Below are 22025 nucleotides of genomic sequence, written 5' to 3'. Positions count from 1 at the left end.
TTTCGGCAGGGGGTTTTTGTATGCTTTTATGAATGGAAAGAAAACTCCCGGCATACGATGACATTATAAGCATAAGGGGTATGGGGAGCTGATGGTGTCATGAATATAGCGATTGCAGGCTGTGGGTATGTGGGGCTTGTCACGGGTGTGTGTTTAGCGGAGGCAGGACATGACGTGACGTGTATTGATATTGACCGCCGAAAGGTCATGCAGCTGAAGCAGGGAAATCCTCCGATGTATGAACCCGGGGTAAAAGAGCTGCTGAAACGGAATCTTGAGCAAGGACGAATTCATTTTCATGTCAATGGAGCGGCAGCCTACCCGCGGGCTGATGTGTTAATGATTGCCGTCGGTACCCCGCAGCAGGCAGACGGCCAAGCCGATTTGCAGTATGTGTTTCAGGCTGCAAAAGAGATGGGCATAAAAGCGAAGCCAGGTGCGGTGCTTGTGGTGAAAAGTACGGTGCCTGTAGGAACGGGTGATCAACTCGATCGTTTGATTCATCAAGAATTAGGGCGGAATGAGCCGTTATCTATCGCATCTAATCCAGAATTTTTACGGGAAGGGTCCGCCATTTCAGATACATTGAGAGCGGATCGGCTTGTGATTGGGGCTGAAACAAAAGGCGTATTAGACCAGCTAGAGGCCATGTATGCTGATTTTCACCTTCCAGTTGTGAAAACAAATCGTAAAAGTGCAGAAATGATCAAGTACGCATCAAATGCTTTTCTAGCGACAAAAATCAGCTTTATGAATGAAATTGCCTCGATTTGTGAAAAAACAGGTGCTGATGTTGAATGGGTGGCACAGGGAATGGGGCTTGATCAGCGGATCGGTTCTTCGTTTCTCAGGGCGGGCATTGGCTACGGAGGTTCCTGTTTTCCAAAGGATACAAATGCACTTGTCCAAATCGCAGGGCATGTGTCCCATGATTTTGAGCTGTTAAAGGCTGTGATCAAAGTAAACAATGAGCAGAAAGCCAGTTTTATCCGAAGTATTCAGGGGCGGCTGGGGGCTAATCTGGAAGGGAAGCGAATCGCACTTCTTGGTCTGTCCTTTAAGCCAAATACAGATGATATGAGGGAGGCGCCATCGATCCCGATTGCTCATGAGCTCCATCAATTAGGCGCGGAACTGGTGGCCTATGATCCTGTTGCCGTACGCAAGGCAGCCCGTGAACTGCCTGATCAAGTCTTTTTTGCTCAAACCATTGAAGAAGCGATAAAGGATGCCAATGCGGTCTGTATATTAACAGAGTGGGCGGATATACAGGCTTTTCCGCTCTCGGCCTATAAGAAATGGATGAGCCAGCCGCTCATTTTTGATGGTCGAAACTGCCATACGCTTGAAGCAGCAGAACGAGCAGGGGTCGAATATCATTCTATTGGACGCAGGCCCGTCTCTCCTATTTTTATGTAAAAGAAAACCGATAACAGATGATGTTATCGGTTTTTAACGTTAATGCGGAAGAATGAATCCGCCATATAAAAATGCAGCCACAATGAGAAAGGCAGGGTGCATCTTGAATTTGGTCATAAAGAAAAATGAGATGGCAGCAATGGCGAGCGATTGAGTCCAGCCAATGGCTTTCACTGCATCTCCGCCGATTTCCCATGTTAATAAAAGCATCATCATGGCAATGACAGGCTGTACGGATAAGGTCATGCCTTTTACGACAGGAGATTGGCGAAAGCGGTCAATGAGCTTTAGTAATAAAATCAATCCAACAGCGGAGGGAAGTACAGTTGCAAGCAGTGCTACGATAAAGCCTGGCCAGCCCATGACATCATAGCCCACATATGCCGCAATTTTCGTAGCGATTGGTCCTGGAAGTGCATTGGCTAAAGCAAGCATATTGGAGAATCCTTCGTTCGTCATCCAATGAAAATGATTGACGATTTCTTCATAATTGAGCGGGATCGATGCAGGGCCTCCGCCATAGCCTAACAGGTTGGACAAGAAGAATGCCCAGAATAAAAAGAGAATCAGCATCATGAAGACACTCCTTTCTCTTTATTTGTTCGATTCCAGTGATGTTTCAGTTTGAAATGAAAGGCGCCATAGCATAAAAAGATGATGACAATGATTCCTGGATGAATGGATAGCACCTGAAGGCCGATAAATGCAAGAAGGAACAGAGTGACACCGAAGATCATTCCGAAGCCTTTCAGCGTTTTTTGCCCAAAATCATATGCCATGATGCCTAATAGAACGGCAATGACTGGTGTCACAGCGCCAATCATATTTTGAATGATTTGTGAGGAGCTTAAGACGCTGACAAGTGTGACAAGTGCCACCATGGCGAGACATGTCGGTAAAATATGAGCAGCTGTTGCGACAATGGCGCCGCATGCCCCTTTTAATCGATAGCCGAGGTATGCCGACATCTTAGTGGCGATCGGACCGGGTAATGCATTGGCGATGGCGAGTGTTTCTCCAAATTCGTCATCATTGATCCATTGATATTTCACCACCGCTTCATGACGAATGAGCGGTATCACGGAAGGGCCTCCGCCAAAGCCGAGAATACCGGTTCGTACCATTGCGATGATGAGTTCGATATATGATTGCAAATGGTTCAACTCCTGTCTACAATTTCATGCCCATTCGGCTTTTGTATCGTTTAATGAGCATCTGGCAGTCGACACTGACGACGCCTTCAAGCGGATATAGCTTCTTTGTGAGGAATGTCTCCATTTCCTGTTCATTTTGAAAAATGCCATGCATATGCAGCTTGCTTGGTCCTGTCATATGGTAAAGGCTTGTGACAGCTGTTTCCTGCTCAAGCTGAAGGGCTACCATTTCTAAAAATTTCGGCTCAACCTCTACATTAAAGAAGACAGAAACATGAATGCCGATCTTCGCGGGGTTAATCACAGCGGTAAATCGTTCAATGACACCTGCTTCAATGAGCTGCTGAATTCGGACTTGCACGGCAACACGTGAAAGACCGACTTGTTTCCCGAGATCTGTATAGGACATACGCCCGTCCTCGTGTAATAGGGATAAAATTTGTTTATCTCTTTCATCTAATGTTAAGTTTGGAATGCTATAATCGTTTGACACCGTATGACCACCTTTCTTCTGTTGATATTCTATCATATTTTATTACGAATAGAATGATTGAATTTCAATTTACAAACGAAATGAAATCGTTATGTTTGATAAACAATCGATGTGTATAAAAAACACCCCGGTATCACCGGGGTGTCTTCATCTTATTTATCTGGGCTGCTTTCCGCACTGGCTATTTGCTGTGCAAGGTCAGCTCGATCAAGGTCAGCTTGGAAGAAATCCTGCGTATTTGGCAGGTGTAAATTCATATGACGTTTTTGAGAGATTCGGATGGTGACTTGATCAACGGTGTAATCAAATACGTGCCCGCCGACACGCCGATCATCATCAATAAAGTGAAGGTGATATCCACTCACCGCAATACCATGTGCGTACTGCGGTGTACGGAACCCTGCGATCGTTCCATGAATATCCTCAAAATCGAAAATAGGCTGTGACTTAACTGCTTCCACCATTGGAACGTAAGGTTTTTCCTGTTTTTCGACCGTTCGGGTTTGAACCTTTTTGAATGATCCATCAATGCGGATCGCATAAAAAACATTTTTACTTGGTAAAATGCGGTCAATTTCTTCTTCTAGCTCTTTAGAAGTCATTGGTGCATCAATTCGATGAACGATATCCGTTTCAAAGAATGCTAGAGAGCAGAATGGTGAATAATCTTGATCTGTTACCGGTGTCGCTGTTCCATCCGAGCGCAGTCGATAAAATGCGCCGTCAAAGCCGATCAGCTCTCCATCTAATTGATTGAATGTACCAATGCCGAAATCACCGTGTTCAGGAATATGCGCGAGGGAGAAATCTCCATCGTATACGGCTTCCAGCAGGGAGGTCATCGTCGATACTTGATAGACCTCTTGCTGTTTGTCATGCTGTCTTGTGTCGCTGTGTTGATTCATTGGGTGCATCATACCCATATCCGCTCACTCCTTTGATGTAATGTATAGAAATCTTATCTGACGTTCAATGTGTGTGTTTCGCGAAAGACTTCTGGCCATTTTTGACTGGCGAGGTCTGGGTTGTCTTGATAGTCAATCGGAATATCAATAATGACAGGTCCTTTTATGTTTATACCCTTTTGAAGGACGGTTGAAAGCTCTTCAGGTGAGTTTACACGTAACCCAGTTGCTCCAAAGCTTTCCGCATATTTCACTAAGTCGATCTGTCCGAATTCAACGCAGGACGTGCGGTCATATTTCATTTCCTGCTGGAACGCCACCATATCATATGTGCTGTCATTCCAAACGAGATGAACGAGGTTTGTTTTCATGCGGACGGCTGTTTCTAACTCCATTGCAGAGAAGAGAAAACCACCATCGCCTGAGATAGAAATAATTTTCTCATCTGGATTCAAAATAGAGGCAGCAATTGCCCATGGTAATGCCACGCCGAGTGTTTGCATTCCGTTACTTACTAGGAATGTGTTCGGTTCATAGACGCGGAAGTGACGGGACATCCAAATCGCGTGAGATCCGATATCACATGTGACCTTCGTGTCATCAGGAATCAGGCGTCTCAATGTATGAATGACATCGAGCGGGTGAGACAGATGACTTTCTCTTTCTGGTGCTTTTTCGATATCGTTTAATAGGTCCTGTAAATCAGTGACTAGCTCTACTTTCTCTTTGCATAGTGAAAGTGGAACACTGTCGTGTGCTAGGTGTTGGATGGTTTCAGATATATTGCCAACAAGCTCAAGCGTTGGTTCATAAAAATGGTCAATATCCGCCTGCATATCATCAACATGGACGATCTGGCGCTGCTGCGGCTTGATATTCCAATGCTTCGGATCATATTCGATCGGGTCAAAGCCGATGGTCAAAATGACATCTGCTTGCTCAATGAGAAGATCTCCCGGCTGATTACGGAATAAGCCGATTCTACCCACATATTGAGACTCGAGCTCTCTTGAGAGAACGCCGGCTCCCTGGTACGTTTCGACAAATGGTATACCAAGTGTTTTTAATAATTTTCTTGTGGCGTTTGCAGCAGCTGGACGACTAGCTTTCATTCCCACAATTGCCACAGGTAAGTGTGCATTTTGAATTTTGGCGATGGCCGAACTGATGAGAGCATCCGGTGCAGGACCTAGTTCTGGAGAAGGGTGAGCAGACACTGATGTTTGTGTGGTGTGTTCTGTCACGACATCTTGTGGAAAGCTGATAAATGCTGCTCCAGCTTGACCTCTTTGTGCCGCGCGAAAAGCATTAGTTAATGCTTCTGGTATATTGCTTACGTCTTGTACTTCAACGCTATATTTTGTCACTGGTTTGAATAATGACGCATTGTCGAGTGATTGATGTGTTCGTTTCAGCCGATCCGCACGAATGACGTTTCCAGCGATTGCGACAACAGGGTCACCTTCAGTATTTGCTGTTAATAGACCTGTTGCTAAATTAGATGCACCAGGACCTGATGTGACGAGACAAACGCCTGGCTTGCCAGTTAAACGACCGACAGCAGCTGCCATAAAGGCCGCATTTTGTTCGTGTCTGCATAGAACAAGTTCTGGACCTCTGTCTTTCAATACATCGAATACCGCGTCAATTTTTGCACCTGGAATCGCAAAAACATGGGTCACACCTTGAGCAATCAACGTATCGACAATCAACTCTGCTCCTCGTTTTGTTAGGGGTTGTGCTTGAGAATTCATATACCCCGCACTCCTTTCGGCAAGTAAAATTTTTTATGAAAATATATTTTCGTGATATGATTTACTATACATTTCACAAAATAAAATTTCCAATATATGTTTAACGTGGTTTTGATATGTTTTACGAATAAGTGTGCGAGGAGTGAAAGAATGGAACTGAGACATTTGCAGTATTTTGTCACAGTAGCGGAGGAGCTGCATTTCGGCAGAGCGGCCGCACGGTTGAATATGACACAGCCTCCACTTAGTCAGCAAATTAAGCAGTTTGAAGAAGAATTGGGGTTTCCTTTGTTTCACCGGTCTAAACGAGTGGTGGAGTTAACATCTGCTGGGAAGGTCTTTTTACATGAGGTGCGGGGGGTGCTGCAACAGCTTGATAAAGCTGTTGATCATGCCCGGCATACAGCAAGAGGGGAGCTTGGGAAAATCATCATAGGGTTTGTTGGAACAGCGACGTATGATATTCTCCCGCCCGTTGTCCGTGAATTCAGAGAGCTGTATCCCTCAGTCAGTATTGAACTGAAGCAGCTTTCTGTCTCGCAGCAGCTGCGGGCGCTTTTGAATGGGGAGATTGATATTGGCTTTTTACATCCCACATCACCGCATGAAGAACTGGTCAGTCGTTTAATGAAACAAAGTGAATGTATTTTTGCAATTCCGAAAAATCATCCACTGGCGAAAAAAGAGGCGGTCACGATCGAAGATATCCGTGAAGAACCGATTATTTCTTTATCAAAGGAATCGTGGCCGTCCCTTTATCAGCACTTTGTCCTGCTATGTGAAAAGTACGGTTTTTCTCCGAATATCGTGCAGGAAGCGGCGGAATATCAAATGGTCATTGGACTTGTCACAGCAGGTATCGGCATTGCAGTCATTCCAACATCGGCACGGCGTTTATTTAACCTAGATGTTGTGTATCGGTCGATTGAAGATGAACAGCTTCTGGCCGAATGGACTATTTCCTATAGACGAGAAAATCATAATCCTGCTTTATTTCATCTTGTTCATCATATTCTCCATCGTGCTGAGCCGGAGTAAGGGCATAAAGAAGTAGATATGGTATGATGTCGTTACATAAAAGAGGAGGCGTGCCTGAAGTGATTACATTCCAAATGGATCAGCTGTCACGAAAAGAAGCATATAAATTATTATCTGGCTCCATTGTTCCAAGACCGATTGCGTTTATTACAAGTCTGTCTAAAGAAAATGTCGTAAATGCCGCACCGTTTAGTTTCTTTAATGTCATCAGTGGACACCCGCCGCTCATCGCTGTTTCCATCGGACGACGTCAAGGAGAGATGAAAGATACGGCGCAGCATATCATAGATAGGAAAGAGTTTGTTGTTCATGTCAGTGATGAAGACATCATACAGGATATTAATGAAACGGCTGCTACTTTGCCGCAGGAAGAGAGTGAGCTGGATCGAACCCGTCTTCATCAAGTAAAGAGCAGTGTTGTTTCAGTTCCTGGCATCAAGGAAGCACGCATTCGCTTTGAATGTCAGTTAGAGCAGCATCTGACCTTTCAAAATGATGAAGGAGAGATCACGGTCGATCATATCATTGGCCGGGTTGTATGTGCGCATTTAGATGAGGCTGTCTATGATGCGGAAAAAGGATATATTTCTACTAATGAATTAAAGCCAGTCGCACGTTTAGCAGGAAATGATTACGCTCATTTAGGCACGTCATTTGTGCTCAAAAGACCAGAATAATGTGAAAAACCCCCGAGGCTGTCGGGGGTTTTGTTTATTTCTTTTGTTCAAGTTTTAGCGGAGCGGCGATATTCTTTTGTACTTTCTTCCCTTTTAATACGTCGTTTGCAGCGTCAACGGCCAGTTTACCGATTAGCTCTGGCTGCTGTGCGACCGTTGCGGAAAGCTTTCCGGCTTTGATCGAGTTTAGTGCATCTTCGTTTCCGTCAAAGCCGACGACGAGAATGTCTTTCCCGGAGCTTTGGATGGCCTCTAAAGCGCCAAGTGCCATTTCATCATTGTGTGCAAAGACCGCTTGGATGTCTGGGTTTCCTTGAAGCAGGTTTTCCATGACATTCAATCCTTTTGTCCGGTCGAAGTCAGCGGCTTGTTTTGCTGTAACATCTAGATCTTTGTCCGCTATTTGATGGAACCCTTTTCCGCGCTCACGTGTGGCGGAAGCTCCTGGCACACCTTCTAATTCAGCGACCTTCGCTCCTTTGCCGAGCTTGTCGATCATAAAGTCAGCTGCCATTTCGCCGCCTTTGACGTTATCTGATGCAACAAGTGCTTCCACCTTTCCGCTTTCTGCTGAGCGGTCTAATGTGATGACAGGTATATCTGAAGCATTCGCTGATTCGACAGCTGTTGATATGGCAGAAGAATCGGCTGGGTTGATGAGCAATGCGTCGACCCCTTGCTGAATTAAATCTTCGACATCACTCGTTTGTTTGGCTGAATCATTTTGTGCATCTGCAATAACGACTTCAATGCCAAGCTTTTTCGCTTCTTTTGTCACGCCGTTTTTCAGAGAAACGAAGAATGGGTTATTTAAGGTCGAGATGGATAGCCCGATTTTGATGTCTTTTTTCTTGCCATCCTTTGATGACTTGGCCCACTCTGGCGGTTCAAGTGAACAGGCAGAGAGCATGAACAATGAGAGAGTCAGGATGAGAATGAGATATTTTTTCATAGCAGCTGCCTCCTTAAGCAGATTTCTTTCTGTCTAGTAGGACTGCAATCAGGATGACAATCCCTTTCACAACAGATTGATAGAATGATGATACACCAAGTAAGTTCATACCATTGTTCAGGACACCGATGATCAGCACCCCGATCAGTGTGCCGACAATTCTTCCTCTTCCGCCAGATAGACTTGTTCCGCCAAGAACAACGGCAGCAATCGCATCAAGCTCATAGGACATACCAGCTGTTGGCTGAGCAGAGTTTAGACGGGAGGTTAAAATCGCACCGGCTAAAGCAGACATGAAACCTGCTAATGAATAAATCATGATTTTGACGCGCGGTACTTTTATTCCTGAGATGAGAGCGGCTTTTTCGTTCCCACCGATGGCATACGTTCTTCTGCCGAAAGGTGTTTTATGAAGCAGCACCCAAAGCACAATAAAGGTGAGAAGCATCGTGATCGCTGGAACAGGAATGCCTAAGAAATATCCGCGCCCGAATAACTGAAATGCATAGCTAGAGCCAAGCCCTGTAATCGGGTTTCCGTCTGTATAAACAAGCGTCAATCCTCTGAAAATGGTCATCGTTGCAAGAGTGGCAATGAAAGGAGCCATTTTTCCTTTTGTGATTAAAAGACCGTTGACCATCCCAAGGATCGCACCGATGATACATCCCACGATAATGGCTAGAATCGGGTCCATGCCAGAAACGATAAAGCCTGCGGTCAGAGCACTAGACAGGGCTAGAATCGCACCGACAGACAAATCAATACCTCCAGTTAAAATAACAAACGTCATCCCAAAGGCAATGAGGGCATTAATGGAGATTTGTCTCAGTAAGTTTAAAATGTTTAATGGCTCTAAAAAGGCCGGGTTTAAAATAGAAACAATGGCGACAAGGATGATGAGTCCTAAGAATGGCCCGAGCTTTTGCATGATGTAATCAAATCGTCCATTTGAAGTAAGTGGTTTCATGTTACTTCCCTCCTGTAGCTAGTGTCATGATTCGTTCTTGTGTCGCTTCTGTTTGATCTAATTCTCCGTTGATCGTTCCTTCATGAATGACAAGCACTCGATCGCTCATCCCGAGAATCTCTGGGAGCTCAGAGGAGACCATCAACATCGCAACGCCTCGATCGGTCAGCTCGTTCATTAACTGATAGATTTCTCGTTTTGCCCCGACGTCAACACCTCTTGTCGGTTCATCTAAAATCAAGACCTTCGGCTGAATGCCAATCCATTTGGCAATGACGACTTTTTGCTGATTTCCACCAGAAAGGCTCCGGGCAGAGATTTCAGAGGAAGCCGTTTTAATCGTCAGTCTCTTGATGAGCAGGTCGACAAAATCTTGTTCGTTTTTTTTATCAATCAGCCCTTTTGGAGAGAAGCTGTCTAAGTTTGGCAAACCGATATTTTCTCGGATGGATGCATCAAGCATGAGCCCTTCATCCTTGCGATCCTCTGTGATAAAGCCGATGCCGAGCTTGACGGCATCACTTGGTTTTTTAATGACAGCCTTTTTCCCGTGGACCCAGATTTCACCTTTGTCAAGAGGATCGAGGCCAAACAGCGACCGCATCATTTCGGTTCGGCCAGCGCCCATTAAGCCTGCGACACCGACGATTTCTCCAGCTTTGACTGAGAAACTGATATCTTGAAAGCGTCCTTTTCTCGTTGCTTGTTTTACTTCTAGGACAATATCTCCTTTAGAAGGCGTACGCTTAGGGTAACGATCTGTTAATTCTCGGCCGACCATTTTTTTGACGACTTCATGGAAATCCGTTTCAGGTATGGCTTTCGTATCGACCGTTTTCCCATCACGCATGATCGTAATACGATCACAGATCGCAAAAATTTCCTCCATACGGTGAGAAATATAGACGATGGAAACGCCTTCTTTTTTGAGTGATTCAATGACTTGGAATAGCTTTTCAATCTCACGGTCTGTTAAAGCTGCAGTAGGCTCATCCATGATGATGACCTTCGCATCGGTCATTAACGCCTTCGCAATCTCGATCATCTGTTTTTGGCCAACAGAACAGCTGCCTGCATCTTGATCAAGTGATAGGTTAACAGACAATCGGTCCAGCTGCGTTTGAGCGAGGGCTTTCATTTTTTTTGTGTCTAGGAGGCCGAGCTTCGTATAGATTTCTTTACCAATGAATAGATTCTCCAATACGGTCATATCAGGCCATACGTTCAGCTCCTGATGAATAAAGGCGATTCCGTGCTGCTCAGCTTCCTTCGGATTTTTGAAAGCGGTTTCTTTTCCGTCGATTTGAATCGTTCCTTGGTCTAATGAATAAAGGCCTGTCAGCAGGTTCATCAAAGTTGATTTTCCAGCCCCGTTTTCACCCATGAGCGCGTGGACTTCACCTGTGACGAGGTCAAAGGAGACCCCGGAGAGAACGGTGTTTTTTCCAAAGGCCTTATGGATGTTATGCATCTCAATGTTCATTTCTGGCTCCTCCTTTTAAAAGATGACACCGGCATGAAGAATGCAGTTTGCGTATGGGGTGGCTTCACCCGTTCGAATGACTGCTTTTGCCTGTTTGGTCATATCTTTGAAAGTCTCGTGATTTACATCATGTAACGGTTGTGAAAACGCTCTCTTTAAAAACAAATGATCTCGCTCATTGGCTTCTTTGATTTCACTGGCTACAGTGATTTTTTCAACGGCCATTTCCTGAAGAAGGAGGGAGGTGACCTCCTGAAAGGACGGTGTGCCGATCGATAACGCAAGGTCGATCTTGATTGGGCCTTCTGGAATAGGTAGACCGCAGTCTGCGATGACGACTGTATCTGTATGACCAAGGTCAGCAAGCACCTTGGCGATATGGCTGTTTAAGATGCCGTTTTTTTTCATTTCTTTCTCTCCAATTCTTCTCTTGCTGGCATGCCGCCTTGTGCGCCGAATTTTGTGACAGAGATAGATGCTGCAAGATTGGCAAAGGCAAGCGCGTCGTATAGGGATTTGCCTTCTATTAATGCCACAGCCAAAGCGCCGTTAAATGTATCGCCAGCTCCTGTTGTATCGACTGCTTTAACAGGATAGCCTGGGACTAAAACTTCTCTCGATCCGTCAAAATATCGAACCCCATTTTTTCCTTCTGTGATCAGTAATTTATTAGGGAATTGACGCAGGGCTTCTTCAATTGTGAGACCATCAAACATAAGAGCTGCTTCGTGCTCATTCGGTGTAATATAGGCAGCTTGCTCTAAAACTTGCTGTGACACTTTGCGGGCTGGTGCGGGATTTAAGATCACTGGGATCTTTTTTTCGCTGCAAATGGCGCAGACAGCTTCGACCGTTTCTTCAGGTATTTCCTGCTGAATGAGAACCATCCCAATATCATCAATCGTAGAAAGAGCATTTTCTACATAGTGAGGTGTGACTTCGTTATTTGCTCCTTTAACCACAACAATGCTGTTATCGCCTTCTGCTAAAATGATATGAGCTGTACCGCTTTCCATTTCGGTAACCGGTTTCATATATGTGGTACGGACACCTTGTGCTTGTAAATTGCTTACGATATCTTGACCATAAGCGTCATCACCGACTCGGCCGACCATGTATACATCTGCACCTAGTCTGGCACTTGCAACTGCTTGATTTGCTCCTTTTCCGCCTGGGACGGTTTTAAATGATTCGCCTAAAACCGTTTCTCCGGCATTTGGCCGCTTATCCGATGTGACGACTAAATCCATTGAACAGCTTCCTACTACAACAATATGATTCATTGTGAATCCACCTTTCTCGTGGTCTCTCGTTCAATAAAAGAGACGGGCATTTGAATAACTGGCTGATCTATTGGTTGCTTTTGAATGAACTTGATTAACAGCTTCGCTGCTTCTTTCCCCATATCATAGGCAGGCTGCCTGATCGTTGATAAGGAAGGGAAGAGCAGTTCGCTTTGCGGAATATCATCAAATCCAATGATTTGGACTTCATCTGGAATGGCTATTCCGATCCGAAGCGCTTCGTGTATGACTGCTGTTGCGACGATATCATTGCTGGCGATGATGCCATCTGTTTCAGGGTACAGCTGGAAAAGAGCCTTGGCGCTTTTTCGGGCTTCTTGAAAGGAAAAAGAAGCGTTAGACATCACATGAAAGTCGACACCTTTTTCAGTGAGAATATCAAGTGCACCTTTGAATCGCTGCCGCGCTGTTTGAAGATGGGAAGGTCCTTTTAGCAGTGTGATCTGCCGGCTGCCGCGCTTAATCAATTCCATTGCGGCCATTTTCCCGCCAGTTGCAGCATCTGCAAACACAGAAGGTGCATTTGGCACAGTTCGATCTAAGAACACAACGGGTAAATCATCATTGTACATATCCGATTCAGGTTCGTTGGTGACAGCAATGACACCGACCACTTGATTTTGTTTAAAGGTTTGTAAGTAAGCCAGTTCCTTCTCGCGATCTTCATCACTGTTTCCGAATAATAACCGAAAACCATGAGCATGAATCTCATCCTCAACGCCTCTAGCCAGCTGAGGGAAGAAGGGGTTTGTGATATCAGGTAAGATCAAACCGATTAAGCGTGATTCTCTGTTAAAAAGGGATCTAGCCACTTCATTGGGGAAATAGTTCAGCTCCTGCATCGCTTGTGTCACGCGGATTTTCGTATCTGTATGGACATATCCAGTATCGTTGAGCACGCGTGAAACAGTAGCAACAGACACTTGTGCGGCTTTTGCAACATCTTTAATTGTAGCCAATGGAGTGCCTCCCTTCGTGAATGTGTAACCGTTTACATAGATAGATTATCACGAAAGTATCGAAATGACAATCTTAAAAAAATAAAAAAAGAAAAGAAAGATGACTTCTTCCTTTTCTTAGCTAGTAATACCTGTTTTTTTAATATTCACTTTGATTTTTGGAATAATTTTCACCTTTGGATAATCGGTTACCCAGTTCATTTTCATATACTCATCATAATGTCTTACTCGATATTTTCTGCCAAGGCTTAGGACATCAGAATTTGCTTCTTGCAGCGCAGCAACGACTTTTTCGGCTTCTTTTGTCAAAATGGCTGAAAGTCTTTTGTTGAGCATTTCAATGTTCTTATCTGTATCTAGGTTATCTTTCGGATACTCGAGCACAGATGTCGTGAATTCATAATTGAGAGAGAATGTTAAGTCTCGGTGATCAGGATTGACAATCTTGATGTCTCTCTTTGAGTCTGTTACTTGAATGGTGATGTAATTGCTCTCTTTTGATTTCATGTCACTTCTGACTTTTTTTGTGAAGGTTGCATAGCTCCCCATTTTCCCGTCCATCACGGTGAGCAGAATCGCATCTTGACCGTACAGTTCGCCTTTCTTTTTTTCATTATCAAATAGGGCTACACCTTTTACACTAATTAACTGCTTTGATTGATCGAAGTGAAGTAACGGCAGTGTGAAATCCTCTCCCGTTTGCAGCATTTTGGACCGGACATTTTGAATGTTTTTAGGTGCTACTAGGGAGGACTGTGATGCGGTAGTGATTAAGTTGTTTAAATAGTCGCTCACAATAAGTTTTTCCTTGAGCAGCTGGTTGATCAATTCCACACAGCTTCCCCCTTGAACCACAGCAAGGTTTGCGAGTAAAGGGCTTTTGGGATCTCGATAAAACATATCTAAATAGGGAAGAAGGCGATTTTGAGCAAATTCATCGCCGATCAGCATGACCCGCATTTTCGATATATCAATTTTTTGGTCGACAATCCGGCTAAAGTTGGTCCTTGCTTTTCTTAAAGTCGGTGCTTCAGTTGTAAGAACAGTGGTTGAATAGTTGCCTGTATTTCCTTGCTCCATACTTTGAGACTGCTGCACCTTTCGATAGGTAATTGAGAATTTCGCATTGTCTTCTTCTCCTTGATCGACAGCTGAAGTTAAGACAAGAGAGATGTTTTTTAACAAATTCTGATCCCAGCAGCCAGGCATGAATATAAGAGAAATACACATAAGCAGCGTCAGTATGTACTTATGACGCATGTGATTTCACCTTCCCTTTGCGATGTTTGATCAAGATGGTGATGGCCATAATGATCGGAAGTGTATAAATAACTGAATATTGAGAAAAAGTCGTAAAGTCATTAAAGCGCTGAATTCTAAAATGATCTTCTGCAAGAAAACAGCTAGCGACATAGATCAAAATGGCAAAATAATAGACATATTTTTTATGCCCTTTTTTCTTCAAAATGCTGGATACGCCATTTGCACAAAAGTAGAGATAATTGCTGAGGGTGGCAAGAATGTTAAACACCCAAAAGCTGAGAAAAATTAAGTCTGTCCTCTCAATCACACCGAATGAAATGGTCTTTAATAAATAAAGAACAGGGTTGGGAATGACATTAAGCTCAATTGGGCTGAAAAACATAAAACAAATCAATGTAATAAATAGGTAGTAAAGCGTTGTGCATATATTAGAAATGGTCATGACCTTATAACGTTCCTTGGTGGTACCCTTCATAAATGGAGAGATGATAAGAATCATCTCGAATCCATTCATGGACAGCACAACGTCCTTCAATCCAATTTGAAATTGAGAAAAATCTGTTTGGAAAAAAGGCATGAGGTAGTCGATATTCGTTCCTTTTAATGCATAAATCATCAATAGAGACAGCATGAGCAAAAAGGGAGTCAAAATAAAGTTAAACCTGACAATTGCTGTGAGTTTTTCCTTTGCGATGTAGATAATGGATATCATCAGCAAAAAATCAATGACCCAATTTGGCGTAAGCGGCAGCACCCATATTCCAAGAATTCTTGTGAAAATCGATAGAACAACAATGCAGACTGAGGCAAAGTATACCGTATAGAGTACGATCAAGGTCCGGCCGATCCATTTTCCAAACACGTTGATTAACGTTTGGAAAAACGATGTGTCAGGATATTTATGAATAATGTAAATAAAAATGGTGTTGATGATTTGGATGAATAATCCGGCTAGAATAATCGTCATCCACCCATCGTGACCCATGTCTTTCATGAGCAAATGGGGGAGGGCTAAAATACCGACACCAATTTGAGATTGGATGATAAAAAAGACAGCTTGAGGTGGAGATATTTTATTGTTCATTTTTCTTTTTCCACCCTCTCAAATTTTCAATTTGCTCTTTCTTTTGCGGATTTAAATAAACAGGGCGCATTTTGTACATCCACATCGGTAATCGAATGATCGTGTCCTTTAAGTCCTGCCAGTTAAATGGAGCAACTGGTGATAAGTAAGGTACTCCTAGCGATTCCAAGCGGCATAAGTTCATGAGGACAATAGACAGTCCAAATGAAATACCGATAAAACCGAACATCGATGCCATGAACATGAGCGGGAAACGCAGCATTCGAATGGTTAACGTCATTTCAAAGGATGGAAGGACAAAAGAAGCGACGGCTGTCACTGCAACCACAATAACAAGGACATTCGAAATGAGTCCTGCTTTTACAACGGCATCCCCAATGACCAAACCGCCTACAATTCCAATCGTCTGACCAATTGGTTTTGGCAGACGCACCCCTGCCTCGCGTATGAGTTCAATGGTGATCTCCATTAGCATCGCTTCTATCAAAGGAGGAAATGGGATACCGATAATTGAATTTTTCATCGTAATGGCTAATTCATCTGGGACGACCTCATAATGAAAGCCAATGACAGCAATATAAAAAGATGGCAAAATGACTGCGATGATACAGGCAAGATAGCGGAGAACACGGATAAACGTAGCCGGAATCCAGCGGCTATTATAATCATCAGGTGATTGAAAGAAGCTAAAGAAGGTGACAGGAAGAATGATGGCCATCGGACTGCCATCCATCATCACCACAATTCGCCCTTCAAGGATTGCAGATCTCACCTTATCAGGGCGCTCTGTATCAATCAGCTGCGGGAAAATAGAAAATGAATCATCCTCAATCGCCTCAACAATAGAGCCAGGACTTAGCAGCGTGTCTACTTTAATAGAAGAAATCCGTTTGTTTACCTCTTCTATCTTTTCTTGATTAGCGATATCAGATATATAAACAGTCGCAAGCTTTGTTTCAGATTTTGTACCAATCTTATGATATTGGATAGCCAGTTTTCGATCATTTAAGTGTGAACGCAGCAAATATAAATTCGTATCTAAACTTTCGACAAATCCATCATGTGCGCCCGCAATAATACTTTCAGAAGAAGGCTCAGAAATAGAGCGCAGCGGCGGCTGTCCAACAGCAAACAATTTCATCTGCGAGGAATTTTCATCAAGAAAGGCAATGCTTCCTGCAATAATACTGTCAGTGATCAGTGTCAAATCACCTGTTTCAAGTGCACTAAGAGACTTTGTATAGTCCTGCTTCCCGGGAGGGCCTAACAAGTTGCCGATAATGAAATCGTTCAGTTTGCCTTCATCAATTCTCGTTTTAATAAAGAACAGGACTGATTTTGTTTCATTCACCATTAACTCCCGGTATTCAAAATCGCCGCTTTGCTGAAATGTTTTCTTCAGGATCCGAATTTTCTCCTCAAAGCTGCCTGATAAAAAGTGCAAGCGTGTTTGTTCATTGGTGTTTGGCATCTTTAGCCTCCTCTCACATTATTTTTTAACCTTAGTGTAAGCGGAGAAGCTGATTTTATTCGTCACCTTTGGGGAATGCATGACATGAGCCGACAACTTTCAACTAAAATCATATTAAAAATGTTAAGAAATGATGAATCTTGATAAAAACAAATGAATATTGTTTCATTGTTTAGGTCATAAGGAGTGAATATCGTAAAGAGAAGGTATAACGAAATGATCAAACTTTGACATCTTATCCCAATTTTTCGTGACCCAAAAATAAGCATATGACTTGATTTTTTGAGAGGTGACCTTTGTCATAGGTCAACGTATAGCATTCTGACCGTTGAGGATGACTTTCTAACCTGTTCATTCAAAAAGATAAAACATTCCAAAACACGCACTATTCATTTAAAGCACTGATATGACTGATTTTGTAGGGATGAGAGGGTTTTAAAACATTGATTCAAAATACATCTTAATAATTGTCAAAAAATTTAGGGAGAAAAGGACAAAAGATTTTTCGATGATTGATGGTAACGCTTTCTCTTGAATGAAGCAGAAATTCAGTCTGAATTTTGTCCGTCTTTTGTCCTTTTTATTTGAGGGAGTGCTAGGCATTTACACCTTAGGATTAGAGGAATTTGGCATACGAGGAAGTGAAAGATTATGTTACATAATACCGATTGTGATTTTATGCTGAACAGATATACTGTTGATTGAATTTACATATCACACTCATAAAAAAAGGAGATGTAGATAATCGATGTGGTTAATCGTTATAGCCTGCGTCATCATGTTAGGGATTGGCTTTATTGAAAAGAAGCGTCATCAGAAAAATATCGATGCCCTGCCGGTGCGTGTCAATATTAATGGTATTCGCGGAAAGTCCACCGTTACAAGATTGACAACCGGTATCTTAATGGAGGCAGGTTATAAAACTGTCGGCAAAACAACGGGAACGGATGCAAGAATGATTTATTGGGATACGCCAGAAGAGAAACCGATTAAAAGGAAACCGCAAGGACCGAATATCGGAGAGCAGAAGGAAGTTATGAGAGAAACAGTTGAAAGAGGAGCAAATGCCATCGTCAGTGAATGTATGGCGGTAAATCCAGATTACCAAATTATCTTTCAGGAAGAGCTGCTTCAAGCGAATATTGGCGTGATCGTAAACGTTCTTGAAGATCATATGGATGTAATGGGGCCAACTCTTGATGAAATAGCAGAAGCCTTTACAGCCACAATTCCTTACAATGGACACTTGGTTATTACGGATAGTGAATATACGGATTTCTTTAAAGAGATTGCGAAAAAACGCAACACGGAAGTCATTGTTGCAGATAATTCCAAGATTACCGATGAGTATTTACGGAAATTTGAGTACATGGTTTTCCCGGATAATGCTTCGCTGGCACTTGGTGTCGCTCAAGCATTAGGGATTGATGAAGATACGGCATTCAGAGGAATGTTAAATGCGCCGCCTGATCCAGGAGCGATGAGAATTCTTCCATTAATGGATGCAAAAACACCTGGACACTTTGTAAATGGATTTGCGGCAAATGACGCATCATCTACATTGAACATTTGGAAGCGTGTGAAAGAAATTGGATATCCAACAGATGAACCGATTATTATCATGAACTGCCGTGCGGATCGTGTAGATAGAACGATCCAGTTTGCGGAGGATGTACTTCCTTATATTGAAGCAAGTGATCTTGTTTTAATTGGTGAAACAACAGATCCAATCGTGAAGGCATATGAGGATGGAAAAATTCCGGCTGACCACTTACACAACCTTGAATATCAATCTACAGAAGAAATTATGAACATGCTTGAGAAGAAGCTTCATAATCGAGTGGTTTATGGAGTCGGTAATATTCATGGCGCCGCTGAACCGTTAATCGAAAAAATTCAAGAATACAAAATTAAGCAGCTTGTCAGCTAGGAGGAAATATAGAAAATGTTCGGATCAGATCTTTATATCTCGTTAATTTTAGGTGTTCTACTTAGTTTAATCTTTGCAGAAAAAACAGGAATTGTACCAGCTGGGCTAGTTGTTCCAGGTTATCTTGCGCTTGTATTTAACCAGCCAGTCTTCATTTTAGTCGTCTTATCTGTCAGCTTGCTTACGTATGTCATCGTTCGCTTTGGTCTATCAAAATTTATGATTTTATACGGACGCAGAAAGTTTGCTGCGATGCTGATTACAGGGATTGCCTTAAAGCTCGTATTTGATTTCTTCTATCCAGTGGTCCCATTTGAAATAGCAGAATTTCGCGGAATCGGGATCATCGTACCTGGCTTGATTGCAAATACGATTCAAAAGCAAGGTCTTACGATTACCCTTGGAAGCACGCTGCTTCTAAGTGGTGCAACATTTGCCATCATGTATGTTTACTATCTATTTTAAGATAAGGTGTGTCCAATCATGAATAAAAAATTGAGCTTTCAGGAAAAGCTGCTGAAAATCACAAAGAATCAAAAGAAAAAGACGAATAAACATGTACTGATTGCTTTACCGATCGTCATTGCTTGTACATTTCTATTTACATTTATCGGGAAAGCGCAAGTACCAACTGTAGAAAAGAATCCAGAAAACATCCTGACCGCTTCGTTTGTCGGTGACATTATGTTTGGAAGAAATGTAGAGAAAGTGACCGATCGCTACGGGAAACAGCATCTCTTTCGCTATGCCAAACCATATTTTGATGTGTCAGATTATGTAACAGGTAACTTTGAGCATCCAGTTGCATCAGATCAGGAACAGGCGGCGCAAAAGAATATTCATTTGAAAACGGATGAAGATTCTGTCCAAGCATTGAAGGATTTGAATTTCTCTGTATTAAACTTTGCAAATAACCATGCGGCAGATTTTGGTGAAAAAGGTCTGAACAACACGATCAATGCCTTTGAAAAAGCTGACATGGATTACACCGGAGCAGGTCGTAACCTCCAAGATGCGAAGCAGAACATCTCTTATAAAGAAGTGAACGGTGTCAAAATCGCTACACTCGGTTTTACAGATGTGTATGGGAAAAATTTTAAAGCAACGAATCGCAAAGCAGGTATTCTGCCAGCCGATCCATCTATTTTTATTCCGATGATTTCTCAGGCTTCTGAAAAGGCAGATATCGTCGTTGTTCATGCTCACTGGGGTCAGGAGTACAACAATGAAGTAAACGATAGACAAAGAGAATTAGCAAGAGCGATGTCGAAGGCTGGTGCTGATATCATCATCGGTGCACACCCGCACGTCCTTGAGCCAATGGAGGTCTACAATGGAACGGCGATCTTCTATAGCCTGGGGAACTTTATTTTTGACCAAGGCTGGTCTAGAACACGTGATTCTGCCCTTGTTCAATATCATCTGAATGAAGATGGAAAAGCGACATTTGAAGTTGTCCCAATGTATATCAAAGAAGCAACGCCTGCTCCAGTAAAGGCAGGATCTCTTGAGTCGAAATCCATTATTCGTATGCTGACCAATGGCACGAATGCGGATTGGAAAGAAAAAGACGGACACATTTTCTTTGAAGTCAATCATGCTGATAAAGTTCAAACATTAAAAGAAAACGGAGGAAAAGATAAGAAATGAGATTCCTAAAAGCAAGCTGGCCGTTTGTTGCGTTAATTTTAGTATTTGTCTTTATGTCTGCTTTTAAATTTAGTGACAGTCTGACAGATCATGAGAAGCAAAAGATCTCAGTTGAAATGCAGAAGATCGAGCAGCAAAAGCAGTCGAAAGCGGAAGCGAATAAATAGAGTCATGGTGAATAGAAGGGGCACGCCTTGCGTGCTCTTTTTTGTCGAAAAAAGGTGTAAAATGAAAGGTGTCATGCCGAAACTAGAGAAGAAAGGAGGGAAAAGATCATGAAATGGAAAGGAATGTTGATTGGAGGCTGTGCGCTCGTAGGGCTGATGTTCATGTCCCAATCAGAGGTGTCTGCTCAAACAAAGTCTCCTTTGGAGCAAGCGGAAAAGCTGATTGGAACACCTTATCATAAAGGGGGAACCGATTCAAAAACGGGCTTTGATGCATCTGGGTTTATTCAATATGTATACAAGACATCAGGCACATTTGATTTGCCGCGGAAGGTCATCGATCAATATCAGATTGGAGAAAAGGTATCATGGGAAAAAGCCAAACCCGGAGACCTCGTGTATTTCCGTAGTCCTGAGGAAACAAAAAAGATCCCGACACATGTGGCTTTGTACGCTGGAAACCATCAAGTAATCCACATCACGCTTAGTCAAGGTGTGGTGAAAACAGATGTCAGCCAAAGCAAATATTGGACAGACCGATTTTATGCGGTCAAACGGCTGCCTGTTTCTCAAGAAATCTCTGATGATCTTGTTGTGAAAGATGCGATGAAATATTTAGGTGTCCCTTATGTGTTTGGTGCAGCAGATCCAAAGGTTGGCTTTGATTGTTCAGGTTTTTTACAATATTTATTTGAAAAATCACTTGGCATTTATTTGCCTAGAAGTGCTGAACAGCAATGGATGGTCGGAGAAAAAGTAGCACTAGACGATATTCGTCCTGGCGACTTTGTCTTTTTTAGCAACACATATAAACCCGGAATTTCTCATGTAGGGATGTACATTGGGGGCGATCGTTTTATTCATGCGAGCCGTTCTGAAAGTGTGACGATTTCTTATTTGTCCGAATCGTATTGGCGCGAGAAATGGACAGGTGCGAAACGATTAACTGAGCTGAAACTAGTGAAAGAAGACCCAATCGTATCAAAAGCTGCTACGTATATTGGGGAAGTCCCTTATGTCAAAGGCGGTACGAACCCAGAGAAAGGGTTTGATACAGCAGGATTCACACAGTATGTATATCAAAAAGTGCTTGGCATTGAGCTTCCGCGCTATGCGTCAGGACAAGTCAAGGCAGGCACGCCTGTAAAACGTTCGGAGCTTAAGCCAGGAGATCTTGTCTTCTTCAAAGGGACTTCATTGATGCCGGCCATTTATGCAGGATCAAATCAAGTCATTCATGTGACCGTCTCAAATGGTGTTGTCATTACCAATATGAAAACAAGTATGTACTGGAAGGATAAATATGAGACGGCTGTTAGAATTAAAAAATAAAGAAAAAGCCCGATCAACACTTG

The 22025-nt window shown here is 42.9% G+C and carries 22 protein-coding genes; 8 read left to right on the top strand and 14 right to left on the bottom strand.

What is annotated here, in order from left to right; genetic code table 11:
• Nucleotides 1-99 precede the first annotated feature (99 nt).
• Nucleotides 100-1419 carry a UDP-glucose dehydrogenase family protein gene (locus tag NPA43_RS16320; RefSeq protein WP_256499066.1) on the top strand — a complete coding sequence of 440 codons (1320 nt, stop codon included), beginning with the start codon at nt 100-102 and terminating at the stop codon, nt 1417-1419.
• Between the two features lie 39 nt (nt 1420-1458).
• On the opposite strand, the gene NPA43_RS16315 is transcribed toward NPA43_RS16320, so the two are convergent.
• From NPA43_RS16315 to alsS, 5 genes are all read right to left on the bottom strand, one after another.
• Entirely contained in the window at nt 1459-1992 is a 534-nt protein-coding gene (locus NPA43_RS16315; RefSeq protein ID WP_099726561.1) for a chromate efflux transporter ChrA, read from the bottom strand.
• Nucleotides 1992-2573: a chromate efflux transporter ChrB gene (locus tag NPA43_RS16310; protein WP_099726461.1), complete on the bottom strand. Its 582-nt coding sequence runs from the start codon at nt 2571-2573 to the stop codon at nt 1992-1994. Before NPA43_RS16310 ends, NPA43_RS16315 begins: the two co-directional genes overlap by 1 nt.
• Nucleotides 2574-2589: 16 nt before the next feature.
• Nucleotides 2590-3066: a chromate efflux transcriptional regulator ChrS gene (locus tag NPA43_RS16305; RefSeq protein WP_099726460.1), complete on the bottom strand. Its 477-nt coding sequence runs from the start codon at nt 3064-3066 to the stop codon at nt 2590-2592.
• A gap of 152 nt (nt 3067-3218) precedes the next feature.
• Nucleotides 3219-3989 (bottom strand): acetolactate decarboxylase, encoded by a 771-nt coding sequence (gene budA / locus NPA43_RS16300; RefSeq protein ID WP_099726459.1) that lies wholly within the window; start codon nt 3987-3989, stop codon nt 3219-3221.
• A gap of 35 nt (nt 3990-4024) precedes the next feature.
• Nucleotides 4025-5725: an acetolactate synthase AlsS gene (gene alsS, locus NPA43_RS16295; protein ID WP_230030640.1), complete on the bottom strand. Its 1701-nt coding sequence runs from the start codon at nt 5723-5725 to the stop codon at nt 4025-4027.
• 150 nt (nt 5726-5875) lie between these two features.
• Here alsS and alsR point away from each other — a divergent pair, with 150 nt between their 5' ends.
• Together alsR and NPA43_RS16285 are read left to right on the top strand one after the other, a co-directional pair.
• Entirely contained in the window at nt 5876-6763 is an 888-nt protein-coding gene (gene alsR, locus NPA43_RS16290) for an acetoin biosynthesis transcriptional regulator AlsR (RefSeq protein WP_099726457.1), read from the top strand.
• 59 nt (nt 6764-6822) lie between these two features.
• Nucleotides 6823-7440 carry a flavin reductase family protein gene (locus tag NPA43_RS16285; protein ID WP_230030862.1) on the top strand — a complete coding sequence of 206 codons (618 nt, stop codon included), beginning with the start codon at nt 6823-6825 and terminating at the stop codon, nt 7438-7440.
• Between the two features lie 34 nt (nt 7441-7474).
• On the opposite strand, the gene rbsB is transcribed toward NPA43_RS16285, so the two are convergent.
• From rbsB to NPA43_RS16240, 9 genes are all read right to left on the bottom strand, one after another.
• Nucleotides 7475-8392 (bottom strand): ribose ABC transporter substrate-binding protein RbsB, encoded by a 918-nt coding sequence (rbsB, locus tag NPA43_RS16280; RefSeq protein WP_099726455.1) that lies wholly within the window; start codon nt 8390-8392, stop codon nt 7475-7477.
• Nucleotides 8393-8405: 13 nt separating this feature from the next.
• Nucleotides 8406-9359: a ribose ABC transporter permease RbsC gene (gene rbsC / locus NPA43_RS16275; RefSeq protein ID WP_099726454.1), complete on the bottom strand. Its 954-nt coding sequence runs from the start codon at nt 9357-9359 to the stop codon at nt 8406-8408.
• Nucleotide 9360: 1 nt separating this feature from the next.
• Nucleotides 9361-10842 carry a sugar ABC transporter ATP-binding protein gene (locus tag NPA43_RS16270; RefSeq protein WP_256499065.1) on the bottom strand — a complete coding sequence of 494 codons (1482 nt, stop codon included), beginning with the start codon at nt 10840-10842 and terminating at the stop codon, nt 9361-9363.
• A gap of 15 nt (nt 10843-10857) precedes the next feature.
• The gene (gene rbsD / locus NPA43_RS16265) at nt 10858-11250 is read right to left on the bottom strand and encodes a D-ribose pyranase (protein WP_256499064.1); all 393 of its coding nucleotides are present in this window, start codon (nt 11248-11250) and stop codon (nt 10858-10860) included.
• A complete protein-coding gene (rbsK, locus tag NPA43_RS16260; RefSeq protein WP_099726451.1) occupies nt 11247-12125 on the bottom strand; it encodes a ribokinase in 879 nt (292 codons plus the stop codon). The genes rbsD and rbsK overlap by 4 nt, the downstream gene beginning before the upstream one ends.
• Nucleotides 12122-13105, bottom strand: coding sequence for a LacI family DNA-binding transcriptional regulator (locus NPA43_RS16255; RefSeq protein ID WP_249704871.1), 984 nt, complete (start codon nt 13103-13105; stop codon nt 12122-12124). The genes rbsK and NPA43_RS16255 overlap by 4 nt, the downstream gene beginning before the upstream one ends.
• Before the next feature lie 117 nt (nt 13106-13222).
• Nucleotides 13223-14365 (bottom strand): Ger(x)C family spore germination protein, encoded by a 1143-nt coding sequence (locus tag NPA43_RS16250; RefSeq protein WP_099726449.1) that lies wholly within the window; start codon nt 14363-14365, stop codon nt 13223-13225.
• Nucleotides 14355-15452 (bottom strand): GerAB/ArcD/ProY family transporter, encoded by a 1098-nt coding sequence (locus NPA43_RS16245; protein ID WP_099726448.1) that lies wholly within the window; start codon nt 15450-15452, stop codon nt 14355-14357. Before NPA43_RS16245 ends, NPA43_RS16250 begins: the two co-directional genes overlap by 11 nt.
• Complete coding sequence (locus NPA43_RS16240; RefSeq protein WP_099726447.1) at nt 15442-16923, bottom strand: spore germination protein; 1482 nt, start codon at nt 16921-16923, stop codon at nt 15442-15444. The genes NPA43_RS16245 and NPA43_RS16240 overlap by 11 nt, the downstream gene beginning before the upstream one ends.
• Before the next feature lie 748 nt (nt 16924-17671).
• Between NPA43_RS16240 and pgsB the strand changes: the two genes are divergently transcribed.
• The 5 genes from pgsB to NPA43_RS16215 all read left to right on the top strand — a co-directional run bounded on the left by pgsB (nt 17672) and on the right by NPA43_RS16215 (nt 22002).
• Nucleotides 17672-18853 (top strand): poly-gamma-glutamate synthase PgsB, encoded by a 1182-nt coding sequence (pgsB, locus tag NPA43_RS16235; protein ID WP_099726446.1) that lies wholly within the window; start codon nt 17672-17674, stop codon nt 18851-18853.
• 15 nt (nt 18854-18868) lie between these two features.
• Entirely contained in the window at nt 18869-19318 is a 450-nt protein-coding gene (pgsC, locus tag NPA43_RS16230; RefSeq protein WP_012011488.1) for a poly-gamma-glutamate biosynthesis protein PgsC, read from the top strand.
• Nucleotides 19319-19336: 18 nt separating this feature from the next.
• Nucleotides 19337-20503, top strand: a complete 1167-nt coding sequence (locus NPA43_RS16225; protein WP_099726445.1) for a CapA family protein — start codon at nt 19337-19339, stop codon at nt 20501-20503.
• The gene (locus NPA43_RS16220) at nt 20500-20670 is read left to right on the top strand and encodes an extrachromosomal elements maintenance protein EdmS (RefSeq protein WP_099726444.1); all 171 of its coding nucleotides are present in this window, start codon (nt 20500-20502) and stop codon (nt 20668-20670) included. The genes NPA43_RS16225 and NPA43_RS16220 overlap by 4 nt, the downstream gene beginning before the upstream one ends.
• 108 nt (nt 20671-20778) lie before the next feature.
• Nucleotides 20779-22002, top strand: a complete 1224-nt coding sequence (locus NPA43_RS16215; RefSeq protein ID WP_249705623.1) for a C40 family peptidase — start codon at nt 20779-20781, stop codon at nt 22000-22002.
• Nucleotides 22003-22025 lie beyond the last annotated feature (23 nt).

The sequence above is a fragment of the Bacillus pumilus genome (assembly GCF_024498355.1).
GTDB classification, from domain to species: domain Bacteria; phylum Bacillota; class Bacilli; order Bacillales; family Bacillaceae; genus Bacillus; species Bacillus pumilus_P.
The sequence above is the reverse complement of the archived record's forward strand: the minus strand, read 5'-3'. Positions and strand labels throughout refer to the sequence as shown.